Origin of the sequence: Anabaena sp. CCY 0017 (assembly GCF_963920885.1) — a bacterium.
In the GTDB taxonomy this organism is placed as follows: domain Bacteria; phylum Cyanobacteriota; class Cyanobacteriia; order Cyanobacteriales; family Nostocaceae; genus Nodularia.
This window is the reverse complement of record NZ_CAWUDG010000002.1, coordinates 471414-491621: the sequence shown is the minus strand read 5'-3', so window position 1 is coordinate 491621 and position 20208 is coordinate 471414. Positions and strand designations below refer to the sequence as shown.

Annotated in this window: 14 protein-coding genes and 1 CRISPR repeat array; of the genes, 1 reads left to right on the top strand and 13 read right to left on the bottom strand. The window is 38.3% G+C overall.

Translation table 11 applies throughout. From position 1 onward, the window contains the following. Nucleotides 1–84: 84 nt before the first annotated feature. Nucleotides 85–1768: a CRISPR direct-repeat array (repeat unit 37 nt; unit sequence GTTTCAATCCCTGATAGGGATTATTAGTAATTGGAAC). A 254-nt stretch (nt 1769–2022) separates the two neighbouring features. The 9 genes from cas2 to ACM0OW_RS04410 form a co-directional block, all read right to left on the bottom strand. Next, entirely contained in the window at nt 2023–2295 is a 273-nt protein-coding gene (gene cas2, locus ACM0OW_RS04450) for a CRISPR-associated endonuclease Cas2 (RefSeq protein ID WP_414548823.1), read from the bottom strand. A 13-nt stretch (nt 2296–2308) separates the two neighbouring features. Further along, complete coding sequence (gene cas1d, locus ACM0OW_RS04445; protein ID WP_414548822.1) at nt 2309–3310, bottom strand: type I-D CRISPR-associated endonuclease Cas1d; 1002 nt, start codon at nt 3308–3310, stop codon at nt 2309–2311. Between the two features lie 246 nt (nt 3311–3556). Beyond that, the gene (cas4, locus tag ACM0OW_RS04440; RefSeq protein WP_414548821.1) at nt 3557–4150 is read right to left on the bottom strand and encodes a CRISPR-associated protein Cas4; all 594 of its coding nucleotides are present in this window, start codon (nt 4148–4150) and stop codon (nt 3557–3559) included. 19 nt (nt 4151–4169) lie between these two features. Further along, nucleotides 4170–4997: a CRISPR-associated endoribonuclease Cas6 gene (cas6, locus tag ACM0OW_RS04435; protein ID WP_414548820.1), complete on the bottom strand. Its 828-nt coding sequence runs from the start codon at nt 4995–4997 to the stop codon at nt 4170–4172. A gap of 90 nt (nt 4998–5087) precedes the next feature. Beyond that, entirely contained in the window at nt 5088–5699 is a 612-nt protein-coding gene (locus ACM0OW_RS04430) for a 2OG-Fe(II) oxygenase (RefSeq protein WP_414548819.1), read from the bottom strand. Nucleotides 5700–5866: 167 nt separating this feature from the next. After that, on the bottom strand, nt 5867–8563 hold the full coding sequence (gene cas3 / locus ACM0OW_RS04425; protein WP_414548818.1) for a CRISPR-associated helicase Cas3': 2697 nt from the start codon (nt 8561–8563) through the stop codon (nt 5867–5869). Beyond that, on the bottom strand, nt 8556–9380 hold the full coding sequence (locus ACM0OW_RS04420; RefSeq protein ID WP_414548817.1) for a hypothetical protein: 825 nt from the start codon (nt 9378–9380) through the stop codon (nt 8556–8558). The genes cas3 and ACM0OW_RS04420 overlap by 8 nt, the downstream gene beginning before the upstream one ends. A gap of 3 nt (nt 9381–9383) precedes the next feature. Beyond that, the gene (locus ACM0OW_RS04415) at nt 9384–10286 is read right to left on the bottom strand and encodes a hypothetical protein (protein WP_414548816.1); all 903 of its coding nucleotides are present in this window, start codon (nt 10284–10286) and stop codon (nt 9384–9386) included. Nucleotides 10287–10288: 2 nt separating this feature from the next. Next, nucleotides 10289–12802, bottom strand: coding sequence for a hypothetical protein (locus tag ACM0OW_RS04410; protein WP_414548815.1), 2514 nt, complete (start codon nt 12800–12802; stop codon nt 10289–10291). Nucleotides 12803–12885: 83 nt separating this feature from the next. On the opposite strand from ACM0OW_RS04410, the gene ACM0OW_RS04405 reads away from it, so the two are divergent. Then, complete coding sequence (locus tag ACM0OW_RS04405) at nt 12886–13755, top strand: helix-turn-helix transcriptional regulator (RefSeq protein WP_414548814.1); 870 nt, start codon at nt 12886–12888, stop codon at nt 13753–13755. 18 nt (nt 13756–13773) lie between these two features. Here the strand turns inward: ACM0OW_RS04405 and ACM0OW_RS04400 are convergent, their stop codons facing one another. The 4 genes from ACM0OW_RS04400 to ACM0OW_RS04385 form a co-directional block, all read right to left on the bottom strand. After that, nucleotides 13774–14637: a fructosamine kinase family protein gene (locus ACM0OW_RS04400; protein ID WP_414548813.1), complete on the bottom strand. Its 864-nt coding sequence runs from the start codon at nt 14635–14637 to the stop codon at nt 13774–13776. Nucleotides 14638–14701: 64 nt separating this feature from the next. Further along, complete coding sequence (locus tag ACM0OW_RS04395) at nt 14702–15979, bottom strand: M16 family metallopeptidase (protein ID WP_414548812.1); 1278 nt, start codon at nt 15977–15979, stop codon at nt 14702–14704. A 187-nt stretch (nt 15980–16166) separates the two neighbouring features. Next, on the bottom strand, nt 16167–17348 hold the full coding sequence (locus ACM0OW_RS04390) for an MFS transporter (RefSeq protein ID WP_414548811.1): 1182 nt from the start codon (nt 17346–17348) through the stop codon (nt 16167–16169). A gap of 74 nt (nt 17349–17422) precedes the next feature. Then, a complete protein-coding gene (locus ACM0OW_RS04385; protein WP_414548810.1) occupies nt 17423–19939 on the bottom strand; it encodes a TonB-dependent receptor domain-containing protein in 2517 nt (838 codons plus the stop codon). Nucleotides 19940–20208 lie beyond the last annotated feature (269 nt).

Genomic DNA, 20208 nt, shown 5'->3' with positions numbered 1-20208 from the left:
ATCGTTACATTGTTTACACTGTCTTGTTTTTAGACTTGTTTGTCGCCCCGTCAGCGTACAAAGTCATAGATATGCGGCTAAACTGTTTCAATCCCTGATAGGGATTATTAGTAATTGGAACTATTAAGGGTAGAGTCACAGCTATAGCACCCAAGAGTTTCAATCCCTGATAGGGATTATTAGTAATTGGAACCAACTTCTATCAAGCCTGAAGAATTTCAAGCAAAGTTTCAATCCCTGATAGGGATTATTAGTAATTGGAACGAAATAGCTCGAAGTATCGTCTTTTTCTTAAAGCGATCAGTTTCAATCCCTGATAGGGATTATTAGTAATTGGAACACCACTACCACCCAAGTTACTGAAAGTCCCTAACGTTTCAATCCCTGATAGGGATTATTAGTAATTGGAACAAAACAAGTTAGCGAAGAAAATGCAATATCATAAGTTTCAATCCCTGATAGGGATTATTAGTAATTGGAACTTAGAAAATTCGCTAAGACAAATTGCTCTAGAAGTTTCAATCCCTGATAGGGATTATTAGTAATTGGAACAAGGATAGTCAGTATCTTGTTGCCACTGCTCAATTGTTTCAATCCCTGATAGGGATTATTAGTAATTGGAACCTAGGAAGCAGGATCGATGCACTGGAAAGAGCTATTGTTTCAATCCCTGATAGGGATTATTAGTAATTGGAACTTCCCTTAAAAGAGTTGTGCGATCGCGTCACTAAAGTTTCAATCCCTGATAGGGATTATTAGTAATTGGAACGCGGAGGGAATAGTTTTGGGTATTATCAATGTTGGTTTCAATCCCTGATAGGGATTATTAGTAATTGGAACTGCTGTCTCTTTCTTATTACTTGAATGTTGCCAATGTTTCAATCCCTGATAGGGATTATTAGTAATTGGAACCCTAGCAGCGCGGTTGTATTTGCCACGCCTAGGTTTCAATCCCTGATAGGGATTATTAGTAATTGGAACCTAATGAACTTTTCTCCCAACTGGGGCTAAAGTTTCAATCCCTGATAGGGATTATTAGTAATTGGAACTCTAGCACTTTAATTGATGCACAGATTGATATCGTTTCAATCCCTGATAGGGATTATTAGTAATTGGAACCAACTAGGAATACCAGTAGTGCTGGAAGCAGGAAGTTTCAATCCCTGATAGGGATTATTAGTAATTGGAACGGCATCACAGCAGATGCCCGAAGTTAATCAGATTTAGTTTCAATCCCTGATAGGGATTATTAGTAATTGGAACAATCTATTGCGTTTCTTTCCAAGAAATGATGCTCGTTTCAATCCCTGATAGGGATTATTAGTAATTGGAACTTGAGGGTTTTCGTGCCAACTATGCCGTCTACAGTTGTTTCAATCCCTGATAGGGATTATTAGTAATTGGAACTCAACTCTGTGATCCTTCAGGGGGAAAATCTGGTTTCAATCCCTGATAGGGATTATTAGTAATTGGAACGAGTCTGGAGACGGCGGCAGGTTTAGTTGATAGCGTGTTTCAATCCCTGATAGGGATTATTAGTAATTGGAACGAGTAGGCTTTTAATCGATGGTTCCACTGCATTGGCAAGTTTCAATCCCTGATAGGGATTATTAGTAATTGGAACAACAGATGATTTAAACTCAACATCAGTTACGTCATGTTTCAATCCCTGATAGGGATTATTAGTAATTGGAACTTGCACCAAGCACTGCAAGGTTTTTATTATTTAGTGTTTCAATCCCTGATAGGGATTATTAGTAATTGGAACCGCCCGCATCTGAAAGCGTTGATATATTTGGTTTTCAAGGTACTGTTCCGTCAATCTAAAACGAATATAGCTTTTCAGCGATTGGGTTGTCAAGAGTGACATTTTTAAAATAGCTCAAAAGCTTTGATAGCATGGGTTTAGGAGTTTGCGTCAACCTCAATTTAGGTGTGAGAGGGTTCAAAGCCAGATAAGGTAAGGATTTCAGGCGGAAAATTTCCAATGTTCAAAAAAACACCTACTGGTTGACGCAAAACTCAGGCAAAAAATACTGTGGTGTCTCTTGGCATATCACCGCCGATGCGCTCGACTTTTCCCTGACAGCAAGCACAGAGAAAATAAAAGCGGATGTTGTCTTCGTTGGGTTTGATGACTTTAGACAAGCGCGATCGCAGTTTAGCATACTGAGTCTTGGTCAAGTCGCACTCAAATACAGAATACTGCATCCACTGTCCGTAAGATTTGAGAATCTTGTGAACTTTGGTGCGGCGCTTGTCTTCTGATATATCGTAGGAAATTACTACAAACATGGGGAGTAGGGAGTTATTTCATTACTAAAGGTGGATATTTTTCAATCTCTCCCATGAGATATTTAGCGAGGAAACGCCCTTGAATTTCAAAGGATTCTTGATAGGTATATTGTTTCTGCATCACGGGATGCTTAAATTTACTCAGTTTCTTTTCTTGATATAATCGCAGAAAATTATGCAATCCTTCTTTAGTAAGTGAAACCGCACCACTAACAGGTTCAGTAATAAAGTCTTTTGGTGCTAACATCCGGCGATTAATGGTAGATAAAACTACAGCATCTACTATTAAAGGTCGAAATTCTTCCATTAAATCTAGTGCTAACGAAGGTCTACCATATCGCTCTGTGTGCAGGTATCCTAAATAAGGGTCAAAACCAATCATATTTAATGCGCCTTGGATATCGTGACGCAGTAGGGAATAACCTAAACTCAAAAGCGAGTTTACCGGATCTGTGGGTGGGCGACGGTTGCGGGTGGAAAAGCTAAAATTATCGACGCGAATTAGTTGATTAAAACAGCCAAAGTATGCTGCACTTCCAGCACCTTCATAACCTCTGATGGAATTAATTGTTTTGGCTTGATCTAGGGAGGCGATCGCATGAGATAATTGAGTAATACCAGAGTTTAAATCTAGATCATAACGGCGTTGTGCTAGTAATAAAGACTGGCGATAATTTTTGAGTTTTCCTCTAACAAAACCTTGAGTTACATGGAGTGCTTGTGCTGATTCGCCGGCGGCTTTCCATTGAGCATTACGAACGAAAATATTTTTCCCCATATCTGGTTCTAAACTGGCGAGAAATTTTCCATTAAAGTTGAGATAAGTAATGGGAATTTTTCTGCTAATCAGTTCAGAAATAGCCGCAGGGGAAATATTAGCTCTCCCCATGATGACTAAGCCATCAACTTTAATCAGAGGTACATCTAAAACTGTTTTTTTATCAGCTTTGATATTCAGACTTTCATCAACTTTACCAATATAGGCATCTTCTTGTGTAACGTAAACTGTTCCCATGATTTTCTCCAAAATTTATCAGTTTGACGGTGAGACATACCAGGGCGGGCATCTTTGCCCTCCCCCACAAGAGTTATAATTTGCAAAGGTGTATTTGATTTAGGAATCTGAATTAAGTAACATCCAAATTCTTCTAGTTTTTGACCTAAAACCGCCTTTAACTTTCGTCAAAGTCTCCCCTCTCCTTGCTAAGGAGAGGAGTTGGGGGTGAGGTTCTGTATTTTCTACCAAGTTACAAACCTGAAGTTAATTGGCTTCTTGATAGTTTCTTAACTTGTCAGATGCTTTGGGTAAACATTGCGAATAAAGACTACAACCTTTGCACCTTTTACTGTAAGATGGTGGTGGCATTTTACCTGTTTCGAGTAAATTTGTGACTGCTGCAATAGTAGCGATCGCACTTTCTCTGAGTTCTTGATTAATCTCGACTAATTGTCGTTGATGGGAATGAGCATAATAGATATATCCGATGTTGATATTTTGCCCTGTCATTTCTTCTAAACATAATGCTTGGGCGCAAACTTGCAATTCATCGTTATCCCATTCACCTTTACGTCCCCGTTTGTATTCGATGGGATAATATTCACCTGAGACGACTTCAATTAAGTCAGATTTACCGATGAGTTTATATTTTTCTGACTTCAAATAAATGGCTCGAATTTGCCAAGTATCTTCTTTATCAATATCGCCTGTGGTGTGAACTCGGTCATGTAAAGCTGTACCTTCAATTGTATATTGATTATCGGTAAATTCGCCAGCACAAAACATCCGCCAGCAGCGATGAGAACAATAGGCGTATTGGTTCAACGCTGCAATTTGGATATATTCAGTATTTTTCATAATTTGGTTGAAGTTGTGGTTAATGTCGTCGCCACATCATCCCCATACCCATTGGTGTTTTCCGTCCCACACCTGCATATAAAGCAAACTCGCCTAAAGCGTTAAGTTGCTTAATTTGTATTGGTTCAATTTCCCCTAAAATGCGATAAGTAACTTCTCCGACAATGCCAATAAATTTGCTGCGGGAGTCTGCTAAAATTTCGGTGCGAATGTTGACAAAAGAGGGAAAGATTGACTCAATGGAAATTTGGGGAAATTCAATTCCACTATATTTATTCCACCGGGAAAGCAGGGAATTAAAAACACATTCTCTGGTGGGAAGGGTGGTGTCAAATTTTCCTTGGCGGAAGGCGGTTGGTGTGGAGAAAATAAAGTCAATGGTGCGATCGCTTTCGCTGGCTTGCTCGTATAATTGAGTGTAGCTACAGGCATTTGCCCAAGGTTGGCTAGATTGGGGTGTGCCTTGAATGCTGGTAATATATAAGTCCGCAGGGCCAAGATGCCAAGGATGATTGGGGTTAAGATTCAGCCATAGTTGGGTAAGTTGGCTAAATAGTGTGTCATCTAAAAGAGAAACGCGCCACCAACAAGGCGTTCCGGCGGATATGGGTTGTTGATGTGAGTGTTGTAGTTTAGATATTCCCCTAGTTCCCTGAGACGCGAAATTAGTTTGCAGGGGTGAGAGGGTGAAGGCTTTATCTGCGGTAGAATCATGTAGGCGATCGCCTAATGTGCGATCTACAGAACTAACAAGGGTCAAAAATAGTGCGTGCAAATGTCTACCTGTGAGAAACCCAGAAGGGATAGACGATTGCGGAAGTAGGTTGAGAACTAAACTATGAGGCATATTTTTAATAATTCGTAATTCGTAATATTTCCTGCGGAAACGCTGCGCGAACGTAATTCGTAATTGGGTTTGGATTTAAAGGTCAAAAATTTACTTGCGTTTTTTGGTTGTGGACTGACCAATTCTTGATTCCACAGTAAATTCTGGTATTTCCGCGAGTTCTGCTTCACTCAAACTATACTGTTCACAAACTAAACTCAAGCGATTTCCCGGAGTTTTCACAGCATTGACGGAGTGGGTTAAATCACCTTGAAAGTAAACTAAAGTGTTTGCTTGGGGTTTAATTTGTCCCAGTTGGCGTTTATGCGACTTGAGTACAAGTTCTCCTCCTTCCATATTTTCAGGTAAGCGCACATAAAGAACGCTGACAACGGCTGGCGGTTCAATGGTTTTGCAGTAAGAACGCAACGAGCGGTCAATGTGCGGGTCTACACGGGAACCTTCCTTCAGTTGTAACGGATTGAGGTAAAATGCATTACAACCCGGTTGCAGAGCCAAATCGAGGTATGATTTGAAATAGGGAAACTTTTGTTCTACAGTGGGAATGTGCGATCGCCTGAATACTACAGAGAATCCTTTAGTCCCGAAAAAATCGCGGTTGAGATTATTAGTAGAAAAATAGCGACAAGCTTGAATTTCTCCCCATAAATTATTCAGATATTCGCTAGGGAAAGCGTTTGGTTGTTGTTGATAGTGTTTCACGGTGGGTATGAGGTATGAGAGGCACAGTCCTCGCGCAATGGCTATATACAAAACTAAAAAAGTGAGAAATAAGGCGTAGTAGTTTCTGCTGATCAGGAATAAATTCAGGTAGATGGCAAATTCGGAGACAAGGTTGAAAATGAAACTGTGGTAAATAATGACAAAACTTAATATACTACTGTCTTTAAAGCTTTTGTGTATCTGATAATTACTGATTTATTCTTAGTGTCCTTGTAAAGCAACTTTTCTTCAAATTCATTATTATTTTTCCTGGGTTTAATAAATACACCTGGCAACTCGATAAAACCTAAATCTGGGTTATATTCATACTCATCTTTCCCATCATAATGCCCCGCACCTTCATTATTTTTATGAATTTGAATTACTATATCTTTTGAGTAAGCATAACCCCAAGTTAAATCTCGTAATTCTCGACGTGTAGTTTCTTGATTATACCTGTACTCTAGTGCATAAGTATTTGCAAAATCATTATCTTCATTCTTTTTTTTGATTAAACGATCTACAGGTACTGTAATTGTATGAGGTTTATCACTACCTTTTTTGTAAACGAGGGTTGCAGATGGTGTCCAGCTACGAGTTATAATTAAGCCTTTTTCATGAGCGTGCTTACAAGTTAAATCTGCATTATATACATAATCATGTAGCATTGAAAAAAGTTCGACGACTCGATAATCATCAACTTGCTTAATAACAGAAATACATTCAGAAATTTTTTGAGTATCAAATTCTTGCATTGTTTTTAGAATTTTTTGATACTCTTGCCATCCTGACTCATCCAAGCTATTGGCAAAATCAGGAATAGAATTACCTATCAAAATGACTTTTGCATCTGAAATATTACCTTTACGGTTACAGCGTCCCGCACGTTGAATGAGATTTTCTGGAGGGCAAATTTCGGAGATCAGCACATCAGCATTCAAGTCACATCCAACTTCTATAGCACTGGTTGTAATGAGAATATAAGGTTGGTTTTTAGAATCATGTTCTTGAATCTGTTTATATATATCTGGTCTAAGTTGGTCGGCAATTCTACCATGATAAAGAAATAATAACCTTCCTGATGCATTTTTATTGTCATCTAAAGTATTATTTACTTGTTGATAAACTGCTGCTGCATCTGTAACCCGTTCTACTACTGCAATAATTCTGCAATTTGCTTTGGCATTCCATTCACCAATAATGATTTGAGCAAATTCATTTTGAAATGTCTCTGGATTTTCTGAATTTCGTTCAACATCAATAACCCATTCAAAAGCTTTTTTGTTGGAATACTTTTGTTTCAATGTTTCTTCTTGAAATTGCTTGAGTCTGTTCAATTTTTCAAAATCATCAATATAATTTATTACTTCAAGATAATCTAAACGCTCTAGATATTTTTCTGACATTGTTGCTGTCATCAGCACAATCGAACGTCCAGCCTCATATAGTGATTTAACTAAGCTATGGAAATTTGTAAATGCAAGCTCATCATAACTATGAGCTTCATCAAAACAAATAAGGGTTTTTTCTTGATGAATTCTTAGCGGGAAAGTAAATGATTTTTGTCTATCACCAAAGGCGAAGTACCGATACAAAAATTTATCTAGCGTTGTGAGAATCACATCTCCTTTATATAAATGTCGTCTGGGATTAGAAGTTCGTTGTTTTACTTCTTCCCCATTTTTGTAAATATGACGAGACATCTGTGAACCTGTATCTATAACTAGAGAAACTTCTCTATTTCTATAGAGTATGGAAAATTTTTTGAGGTATTTTTCTGCACGTTCTTTCTGGTCTTCTAATAAACTACGCGCTGGTAAAGGTAAAATAAGGCGATAACTTGATGCCAATGCTGGAAACAAAACTGACTCGAACTTACCAGAACCAGTGGAAGATTTTAATAAAACGGCTGGATGTTTATTAGCATTTTCATTTTGATCATAAATAGCTTCAAACATTTCTGTTTGCATTGGATTAGGTGTAAAATCTCCCAATTGCTTGTAAAAATCTTTTGCTGTCCATGTTTTGCTCTCAATAACAGAAGGATAGGCTTTAAGAGTTATAGTTTTAGTATTTAATTCTTGTGGTTGACCTTTTTCTAATTTCCACCAGTTTTTTACTATCCGGTCTAAAGCTTTACCTAAAGCCTGATCTTTATCATCTTTGATATATTTTTTTAATTCTTCTCTATTAACTTCACTAGGTCGCATTACCCAGGATTTAAAACTTAATTCGAGAGAATTTTGTTCACCAAATACCCAAGGTTCAATAAAATATACCGTATTATCTGACTCATCTGGAGATATTGTAAAATCCATGAAAGTACGGGAATCAGCCTGATTTCCATCTTCAAAAACACGACAAGCTAATTCAGCTTCTATCTGATCACACATTTCTAAAATGTATAGTTCAGAGGCATATACAAGCGGTCTTTTAGTTAAAATATCAGTATACTTCTGCTCTTTTTTCAGTTGATATATTTGAGTGCATATATCTTCTACTGAAAAATTGTGATGTCCAATAGCTAACGCTTCTGCCCAAGCATCTTGGTCACTTTTGGCTAAATATCTATGTCCTCTAAAAGAGTAAATATATTCTTGGAATTTTCCTTCTTTAGAAGTTTTAGCTTGAATTTCAAACTTTTGTGGTTTTCCCATATCATGAATTTTTGCAGCTTCCAAAACTCTTTCAAATGACAATTCTGATGGTAAATCAGTTTTACTCCATTTTTTAACTATTTCAATAACGTTACCTACGTGATTACCGAGAGGTTGAAAAAGAATTTGGTCAGGTATTTTGTTCTTTTCTCCAGGAAAGAATACTCGACCGAAATTAAAGGGATATTCACGTTGTGATTTAGACATAAACTTCTCCTTTGAATAATTTAACTAAAGATACAGGAATATTTATTTCATTTTTATTCGTGAAATATTCTAAAGTAGGAGGATTTCCTGTATCATCTGGAAAATAGGCTGTAGCAAAGGGAATAAATCCTGCTACTTTCGTTTCTTGATTATCTAAGAAGCCTTCTGTTACTGAAGAAGGATTATTATCTGTTGACCATTTATAGCGGTAAAGGTTATAAATATCACAGCCACTAACAAACTGATTACTTTGTAGGAGATTTTCTATTGGTACAGTTGTTGATGGATATTTGGAGAGAGTTTCTTGATGTAACTCTATGATTTCTGAAACTTGGGAAATAATTGCAAAACCTTCTTTACCTAGCTTGCAACCATAACCCACTAATTCTTGAAAATGCTCTAATCCTTGAGGAGAATCTGTTATTACATAACCTACTAATTCTTCGGCAATTAAATATTCCCAAGTGTGTAATTGCAAAGCTTGATTTCCGTCTTGGTAAATTCGCGAAAATGCATCATGATTAAATTCACGCATTCCTTTACGATATGTACGATGCACCGCACTTAATTTACCTTTTACTGGATATGCACCTAAAGCACAATAGCGTTGAGGTAAGGCATAAAATGGTGGATTATCATTATTAACGCGGGTTTCTGGAATTCCAAATCCAGCATATATCATGCCTAACCTTCGCAAAAATCCTGATAAAGTTGTAGGTGGAACAAAAGGATAAGTAGCAATATTGAGGATGGAACCAGGCAGAATGCGAAATGTCATTGCTGCCGTGGGTTGAATATTAATTTGAAGGCAATACATAATCTATTGTTGCTGCAAAACCGCATTCACAAAGTTACTGGAATATTCCTGCAATTTTTCTAAAGCTGCGTCACCAATCCAGCGTTCAAAGTGTTGTTCTTGAATGTAGTTTGATGTATCTCCTGATTTTTTAGCTAGTCGGTTAAATGCTGCGATCGCATCTTCAGGATTAGTAATTGCTGGTGATATAACTGGACGTTTGCGTTTTGGTACAAGATATCTATCTACCACTAGCAAAGGTTGGCTGTCGTCGGGTGATTCAGCAATAGCTATTCCTTTAGGGTTTCCAGAACCAATACGCGGTAAAGAATCAAGAAATGCGTAAGCAACAGCAGCAAATTCATTATCAGTGATGCTCAATGCGTGGTTTGAGACTGGGTAAAGAATTCCTGGTTGGTTATATTCTCGCTTAAAGGGAATTGGCTTTTCTTCCTTTTTAGATAAATTATTAGAAATAATTGCTGGATGCATTGCTCTTTGCTTTTCTACTGCAAACATTTCTTGCACTGCAACACCACCACCATGTGTCACACGACCAATTAATGTTTTTTTTCCTGGTTCTAAACCACCATAAACTGCACAAATTGGACATTCTGGTTTAGCACAGGTCTTAGGAATACCACAGTCTTGCTTATCTCCCAATAATTCACCTGTTGCTACTGGTGACCAAATTAAGCAACGTCTTTCTACTCCCTTTCTTTTAGTTGGGGAAATGTAGCATTTTTCGATTGAACGAGGTTCGCTAGAGAGATCATCTTTTATTTTGAGCTTAACAGTTTCAACTAAATTGACGTTGACCTGTACTTCATGCCCAAAATAAAGTTCTTGTGAGCCTTCAAAAATTGCGTAAATATCAAAATGTATGCGAGGATTCTTTGCATCAGTTTTAGAGAGTCCAGTTGCCATAATTATTTCTCACTTGTTGATTTTTGTTTACGAACTAATTCAGGAAAACGAGTGTAAAGAGAAAGCTTTAGTTGATATGTCAAGTCTTTCCATTCTTTTTCTTGAGAATATCCATTTTCTTTAAAATACTGATAAATATTTAAAACATCATCAGCATACAAAATCAGATATTTCTTTGATTTTTCATCTTGTATCTCTCTGTCGTTAAGCTTTAATTTATCTAGAATATTTTTTGCTTGTTGATAGATAAAATAGCTTTCTGGATTATTGTAAAGTCGAGATTGTACGGTTCTTTTTGTGTCATCTCCCAAGGTTGCGTAATAGCAGAAAGCTACGGCATCATCAACTTTCTCAATTAATTTACTTACCTCCCTTTCCACATAATCTTCTCCTTTGTTGGCTTGTCTAGCTGTAATCTCTAAAGATTGGGCAAAAGCATAAGTTATACCTGTTAATGCAGCAATATCTATGTATAATCTTGCTTTTATTGCTGGTTGTTTATCTGAATCCATATCGACTCCTTTTGTTTTTAAATCATTCTGTATTGCCTGCCAATACATTTTGCGGATTTGCTCTAATTGGTATTTGTTAGAAATATTCGCCACTTTTGTCAGAGTATAATCAGCCAAATAAGGTAAATCTTGTTGAAGATAACGTACTGCATCTCCCAAATTCATATTGATTTCTTTTCCAGCATTAACAATTTGCTGACCATAGCTATCCATCAATCCCTTAATAAAAATTAGATGTCTGCTATTTAATGAAATTTTTTCGCTACCTTGGGTGATGAGTGAGAATTTGAAATCCGCCAATACCTCAACAGGAAAATTTTTGGCTGTTTTTACTATTGCATATTGTAATTGACCCATTTTTTGAGATGCTAAATCCCCTGTGCTTGTCTTATCTTCATTAGAATTTAAAATTAAATAATGACCTGCACTCAGATGCATCTCTTTATTTGTTAGCATTCTGAGATAATCTTTAATTTTGAATTTTTTGACTTCAAAATCTGTACTATTATCCGCAGGTTCAAGCATTAAAACAATACTTTCATCTGTGACTTTCAGTGGAGAGGCAAAAGCTAAAGCTGAACAGGAAGCACAAATATGAGGACTACCTGCGCTTGTTGCTGATTGACGACGTTGATAAGGACGCTCAAACATGAACCGGAGAACTTGCCAACGTGTGGTTTTTGGGTCAAGTTTAACACCACAAGAATAGCAGAATTCTTTACTATCATCTCCTGGCGATCGCGCTTCTGGTAAAATTGGCTGTTCTGTTAATAATGCTTGTGGTAATGGGTCATTTGGTTCATTTTCTAACAAACGATACATCTCAAACACGCATTGAGTGAAGATATCTCCACGAGTTGAGTTAATTTGATCTGTTGCGGTTTTAGTAAAGTTTTTGGAAATTTTATGAATTTCACTAAATTTCTCAGGGTTATTTTCTTCATCTTGCTTAATAAACTCAAAAGGCTGTCCTCTAGATTCATTAAATATTTGCAATTTTTGTTGAATCGATTCTGAAGTAAAAATGACTTTTATCCTGAGCTTTTCTTGCTGTTTTTGCAATTTATTATGCTCTGATTTATTTAACTTCACGCCGCCCAGTTGAGTTTCTATTTGCGCTAACTCTTGCCATACAGCATTTTGTGATTCCAAGCTTTTACCAAAAGATTTTCGGAAATATTCGGTATATTTATCAGCTTCCTTGATTTGCATTGCATTCTTGTCTTGTAAATCTTTTGCTTTGGATTTGCGCGTTTTATCATCCAAATCAGATCCAGCAAGTTCTTTTTCTAGTGCATCAATTTGTCTTTGACGGTTGTTTTGACGTTCTCCAACATCGCGTATAACCGCGTAGTACCAAGCTGCTAATACGTTCGATTGGTCTTTGGTTAAAATTGGTACATCTAAAGTGCTAAATCCTCTTCCAGAAAGAGTAACGGAATTGAGCATCTGGATAAAAGTCTGAATTAAGCCAGGTAATTGATGCTTGTGATTACCGTAATCTGAGAAAGCTATATCTCTAATAAACCTTTTCCAAAGTTCTGCAAAGCTAGGTATTTGCTTGTTGGGAATGAAAACTCTCACATGGCGATCGCTCTCGTCAAGGACAATAGTTTGATGCAGCTTTTGCAAGTATTCCAAAAATCGGTCAATTGCACTTTCAGTAGCTAACCTTGCTTGCAACTCGCCAGGTAAGGGAGATTTGTAGAGAATCTGAATTTTACCTATGTCTTGATTTTGGAAAATTACTCTATCTCCATGAAAATCAAGTTCTAACAATACTTCTGTCGTTTTATTAGGCTTTGCTAAACTTAACTCCCGCTTGAGTTGAGGGGAGTCAAATTGTGATGTTAGAGCAAATGTCTCAGCTTTACTTGCCAATGTCGAAATTAGAGCCTTGGAATTTGGTAGAGACATTTTCGTAGCAAGTGTAGCTGTTAATATCTTCAGGTTAACAGCCGTATTCATGATTTTAAATTTGAGCAAATCCTCTCTTTGTGTCATTACAGTAGCTCTATTAGCTCGCTTTTGTATTTACAATAATAATAATGGCATAAATCTTTTACAACTGCAAGTACATTTTGGGAATGCCTAGAAAAAAAGACACGATTACACTGTCAATTCCGCCGGGAACCAAGGAACAACTAGAAGCGATCGCACGTAGTCTGAACATATATTGGGGTAAAGAACCCAGTATTTCGGGCTTAATAGTGGCGATCGCTCAACAATCACTAGAAGTCGGAAAGCCCTTTATCCTTGACTCTAACCTCGTTAATGCTTTGCAACAGGCGATTAAAGCCTTGATTGATGGAGGTCAGACAGCAGAAGCTCAGACTGTACTTACACTTTTATTGGAGCGGGGAAATCTGGAAGCTCCTTTGCGTCAATCACTGATGAAACAACTGAGTCAACCTGCTCCAGCGTGGCGAGTTCAGATTGAAGACTTGATCAAAAGAGAACAACCTTTTTACCTTGTCTATCAAAATTCTCAAGGTAATGAACTAGCATATACAGTTCGTTATGCTGAAGTCCGTTTCTTTGAAAAACGCTTTTACTTAATGATTTGGTGTGAAGAAACTCAAGACGTAGAACACAAAATCCCTGATTTACCCCAACTGTGGCATAATCGCTGCTTGCGCTTAGATCGTATCGAATCAATGGCAACTATACCAGCCAGTGGAAATTGGCGAGGAGAATTAGACTATCTAGAAGTGTACTTACATTTTCATAGAGGCTTAGTTAAAGCCTATCAGCCAAAAGAGGATGACATCAAAAATGAAATTATTGGAGATGTGCGCCAAGTAGTGCGGCGAGTTGTGAATGAGTTTTGGTTGATTCGAGAAATATCACAGTATTGGGAAGATTGCGTGATTGTATCACCTGAGAGTCTGCGCGATCGCCTGAAACAAAAACTTCTCACCCTATGCGAGTTATACGATATCGAAACCAGGAGTTAATTGCTTGCAGTTTGGATATCACTGCAAAATCTGATCAATCATCCGATTGGCTTGGGAACCATAACCACCGCCAAATAAATTGAAGTGATTGAGAATGTGATACAGGTTATACAGAGTTTTTCTCTGCTCATAACCTGCATCCAAAGGAAAAACTTCGTGATAACCTTGGTAAAAATCGGCTGAAAACCCCCCAAATAACTCTGTCATAGCAATATCAACTTCTCTATCCCCAAAATAAGTTGCTGGATCAAATATTACTGGTTCACCTGACACAGTACACCCAGCATTTCCACCCCATAAATCACCATGTACTAAGGATGGTTGCACTTGATGATTTGCCAATAATTCCGGAATAGCTGCAAGTAATTGCTCTTGTTTGGGAAAACTTCCCCCTCGTCGTCTAGCTAACTGAAACTGATAACTCAGGCGATGTTGAGCATAAAATTCTGCCCAGTCTGCTGTCCAGGTATTGATTTGGGGTGTGGAACCAATTGTATTATTAATTTTCCATCCAAAACCTTTGCTGCTGCTGGCTTTATGCATCGCTGCTAACTTGCGTCCCATTTCTGGGGAAGATTTGCTGTTACCTCCTCCCATTTCTAGCCATTCCAAGACAATATAGCTAGAGTTTCCAGCAGTACCCCAGCAAATCGGTTTGGGTACAAGAATAGTATTTGTCGCCAGCATTTCGTTTAAACCCAGCGCCTCAGCTTCAAACATAGCAACTTGAGAGGCTTGATTCAGCTTGACAAAGTAAGTCAAATTACCATCAGCAACAGCATAACCTTGATTAATACAGCCACCACTCACACTGCGCTTGTGCTGAGTTTGAAATTTTGCTCCAGTTACTTGGCTAATATGAGTATCAATTTCAGTCCACATAATTTCAGTTACCAGTTACCAATTAACATTATTTAAGCACTGATAACTGATAACTGATAACTGTTCACTGATGTGGTTTCAACACCACTACACCATAAGCATCTGGGGAAAGATACTGTTTTGCTGCTTGCATTAAGTCAGTTGCATCTTGGGATTGAATATGATCTGGGTAGTTAAAGGCAGGTTCTAAATCTCCCACCATAGATTGATAATAACCGTATAAACCAGCGCGATCGCTTGGTGTTTCGTTACCAAATATAAACTTGTTAGCTACCCGTCGCCGGATGCGCGCAATTTCTGGTTCTGAGACTAACTCTGTATGTAGTATACGGATATGTTGAGCGATCGCCTCCTCAACAGCCTCTAAATTTTCCACCGCACATTTAGCAGAAATATAAAACGTTCCTTGTAACTGATTGGTCATATTACTCACACCAATGGAAGTCACTAGTCCCCGTTCTTCCCGCAAATCTCGCACCAGTCTAGAAGTCCGTCCATGTGCCAAAACTCCCGCCAAAACATCCAAACCATAAATATCATTTAACTGTCCCAACCCTGGAACCCGCCACACCATCACTAAACGTGCTTGCTGAAGACTTTCATCAACAAATTCCCGCCGCACAACTTCTGTAAACGCAGATTCAGGATTAACTGCTAACTGTTGACTGTTAACTGTTAACTGTTGACTGTGATTAAATCCCTCAGCCACCGTTGCAATTAATTCTTCCACAGGTAAATTACCTACAGCTACAGCCGTAATTGACTGGGGTTGATACCAAGTACGATGAAAATCCCGCATTTGCTGGGCTTTAAGTTGAGAAATTACCGCTTCTGGCCCCAACACTGGACGGCGATAGGGTAACTGTTCAAAAGCTGTCTCCATTGACCTTCTAAACGTCCTGCGCCGGGGATTATCCTCAGAACGGCGAATTTCTTCCAAAACCACCAAACGTTCCCGTTCAAAGGCATCATCAGGGATGAGAGCGTTACATACTACATCTATTTGCAGTGGAGCGAGGGCGGCAAAATCCTTGGGAGCCGTATTTATATAGTATTGAGTATAGTCTTGGCTAGTTGCCGCATTAGTCACAGCACCCCGTTCTTCAATGTGACGTTCAAACTCACCGCTTGCTAAACGCTCGGTTCCTTTAAAAATCATGTGTTCTAAAAAATGAGCCATGCCATTAATAGCATCAGATTCCACAGCCGAGCCAACTTTAATCCACAAACTGAGATTCACCGCTTCCACTGGCATTTGTTCTGCAACTATGGTCAAGCCATTGGGCAACTGATGCACTGTGGGGGCATTTATCCGAGGAAATTTTAGCAAGGTTGAGGTCATGGGTAGTGGGGAGTGAACAGCTTTGTTATTCCTTTATCTTATAACCCTCTTGATGGTGTGAACCTGATAAACACGTTTCAAATAAGTCGAGTATATTTTTATCTGAATAATCCTATAGAAACCAAATTGGTAACTAAGTTAGCAATACCCTGCTTTTGTTACCATTAATTATTTCAATGTGTTGCTTCTACGCCCGCAACTTGGTGATTAGTAATACGCTCAATAAACTCAAGGCTGCACTAATAATAAACATAAACGTATATCCCGTAGCACTGGCGATCGCACCACTCAGAACTGAAGCAGCAATTCCGCCAATGTATACTACTGACACCTGAAATGTATAATCAGTAGCGGCTGTTGCTGGTTCGCATTTATCCATCATGGCACTTAGTAATGCAGTATATGCCATACTTTGGGCTGCATTGACTGTGATACTAACAGCATACAGCACAGATAAACTACTGATGCCAATTGCAGGTATGATATATAAAAGCGTCATCATGCTGGCAGCAAAACCAAATAGAGTTAGAGAACGTAATCTTCCCAAGTGGGTAATCAAAACTCCTGCAATCAAAGCACTAACAATACGGACACCGTAACTGACAATACCCAACATTAAGCCAATATCTGAAAGCGACAAACCTCTATCAACAAAAAGTGGACGAAGCATTATACCTGACATCATTTCGCCTCCCATATATAGCAATACTACAAAAAGCCACGGTAATGCTTTGGGACGCGAGAGAAAGTTGATAAAAGGTTGAAAATAAGATTTAAAAAAGTTTGATTTCTGAGATTTATTACTAACTTGTTCTTTATACAATATTACTGGAATTAAATTCAGTAAAATTACAACTGACATAATTATCAAGCTATACCGCCAGCCGATTCTATCTAGTAGAATCAGCACTCCGCCCCCACCAATAATAGCGCCAAAAACATTTCCCCCAGCTTGAATAGCGTTTCCTAATCCTCTTTCTCGCGGTTCGAGTAAATTTACTGCTAACGCATCGGTTGCAATGTCTTGGCTGGAGGAGAATAAAAAAGCGAGAAACATACAAAAAACTAAGATATTGAAATTCTCTTGAATATCAATAAATCCACATCCAAAAGTTACAAGTGCTAACAAAATTTGAAAACAGATAATCCAACCGCGATAATGTCCTAATTTTGGTAAACTGTAGCGGTCAATAAAAGGCGACCACAGAAATTTTAACGCTGAAGGAAGAATGAGAAAACTTAACAACCCGATAGCATCCAGCGACATATTTTGTTGTCGCATAAAAATAGGTACGGTTTGGATAAAAAAGGTTGTCGGAATGAATTGAGTAGTATAAAGTGAGGCGAGCAGGATTAATTTAGCAAGCATAGCAATATGCAGAGGATAACAAATCAAAAATAGCGACAGGAAAAATAATTTTTCCCATCGCCACAACAATTAAATTAGAAATTAGCTTTAATTTGCACGCCATAGGTCACGGGATCGCCAAATCCTGCGGTTCCATCCGGTACTGGGAATAAAAATCCAGAGGTGATATAGCGAGTATCAAACAAGTTATTTGCATACAGGTAAATGCCATATTTCTCAGCTTCGTAACCGATACGAGCATTTACTAAGGCATACGGTTCTTGCTTGATTTGGTTCTCATCATCGAAATAAGTAATACCATAACCACGCAATTCTGCACGAGCAAATAAACCGGACTGACTGCGATATTGAGCAGCTAAATTGTAGGTAAATTGTGGTGCTATGGGAACTTGATTATTGCTTAGGTCTACACCTGTATCGGAATTTAGGTAGTTTTTGTATATACTATCTACATAACCAACTGATGCAGTTAAATCGAAACCTGTAGCTGGTTTTGCTCTGAGTTCAAATTCTACTCCAGTGGCTTTGAGATCAACATTGTTAACTCTGCCAAAAAACCCACTCTCATCAAATTGCAAAACTTGATAGTTATTTACATCGTTCTGAAAGATTGATAGGTTAGCAATTAAACGATTATCCAGCCAAGAAGATTTCAAACCGACTTCATAACTCCAGGTTGTTTCTTCTCCAAATCGCAGTTCTGCTTCACTATTGGCGCGGTAGTTCAATCCACCCGGTCTGTAACCTTTGGCAACAGTCGCGTATCCCATTAAACTAGGATTGAATTGATATTTCAAACCGAAGCGAGGAATCAATTCACTGTTGCTAACTTTTTCATTGTTAAATGCCGGACGCAGTGGGGTGAGAGTTCCGTCAGAGTTTACTGACTCATAAGTACTATCTGAAGAAGCATCACTAGATTCGTAACGCAAACCAGCAAATACAGTTAATGGTTCTATAAGCTGATAATCTACTTGTCCAAATACCGCGTAGGTTTGCCGATTATCGTCTCCAGTACGTCGAAATCTTCCAAATCCAGGAAAGTCGATTTGAGAATCATCAACGTTAAAGTCACGAGATTCGTAGTAACCACCTAACAACCATTGAAAACGCTCGGCAGTTTCCGGAGATTGGAAACGTAATTCCTGCGTCCATAATGTGGAGTCAATACTATCAATAATTTGTATAGCTCCTGTACTTCCCGGCACAAGGTTTTCTTGACGGGTAAAACGACGTGCAGTGATGGATGTGGCTCGAAAACCCCCGCCGTTATAACCAACTCTGATAGCTTGAGTATTTGTATCTAGCTTACTGTATCCTTCAGTTTCTAAATTAACCTCAAATGGGTCATCAGGATTTAACTTGTTGTAGGTTGGATTACCATCATCTGTAAAGCTGTTATAGCTATTGAAAGCTACTGTCCAGTCGGGTGTAGGTGTCCACAGGAGTTGCGCTCGTGCAGCTAGGCGAGATCGCTCGCCTATTTCATTACCTGTGGCGAGGTTGTTAATAAATCCATCCTGTCCTCTGTAAGCTCCCGCAATTCTCAGTGATAATTTATCGTCAACCACAGCATCGTTGAGAGAAAATTGGAATTCGCGGCTGTTATATCTACCGTAACTTGCACTAACTCGGATTTCTGGTTCTGGCGTTGCTTGTCTGGAAATGATATTGACAACCCCACCAGAACTATTTCGACCGTATAGCGTACTTTGAGGGCCTCTTAGCACTTCTATTTGTTCTAGATCCAGTAAAGCCAAGTCGAGAAAGCCGTTATAGTCAATGGGAATATCATCGATGTAAAAGGCTACGCTATCCTGAGCGGTAAGGAAATTTTGATTGTTCAAACCCCGCAAACTGTAATTACTAAACTCTGTACCGCCGGAAGATGTGGGAAGAAAGTTAAAATTGGGCGTTTGATTGGCAATATCAATCAAAGAATCGATTTGAGCATCTTCTATTTCCTGACGAGGTATTACCGTAATACTAATGGGTACATTCTGTGCATTTTCCGGTCGTTTTTGGGCGGTAACAGTTAGTTCAATATCTGGTTCATTAGGTTTTTGGCTATCGGCTGATGGTTGAGTTTCAGGTGTTGTTGGTGTCACCCCTAAAACTAAACCTTCATCGCTGTCAAATAGTTCGACTTTTGGAGCTTGTGTTGTCCCAACTACAATAATTTGGATACTATTTGCATCCTGGTTTGCCGCCAATACTACCGTAATTCCCGCAACTGGCTGTTCTTGACGGAAGGTATTACCACTGGCTAAACGCAATTGTGCATTAGGGATATTTGCAATAAAGCTATTACCTTCTATTTTAGTTGTGGCTTGCAGCTTGTCAGATGCAGATGTTTCTAAAACAACTTCCAACCCACTAGCCGTCTGATTCAACTTTATCCCTGTTACTAAAATAGTAGACTGCTCTTGTTGAGCTAGCCACTCCTTGACACTTGTGTGAGGAAGCTTAATATCTGAAAGTTGGGGAATTTGATGATCTTCTTTTGTTACACCTAAAGCTTGTTGATTGATTAAAAATATGGCAAGTATGATAGATAGTCCTAAATTTTCCAGTAGATACAGTTTCCTCATTTAATCCTCACACCAAAAAATAATCTCAAATTATCAATAAAAGTTGACAAAATTGGCTCTTCCGGCTGTTTTATGGTAAAGCCTTAAAATTCAAGTTTTATAAAAAATCTCGAAAAATTAAAATCCAGTCACAGCAAGGAACTTAGCCTGCAATTAGGTTTTATTTATTATTCTGTTCCATAAAATGTAGTGGAAAACCACAAAATTAAAGCTATTAGTAGCAAATCGACGTTTATGTGCTAAATTATTTGGCTTTAGTGGTAAATTTG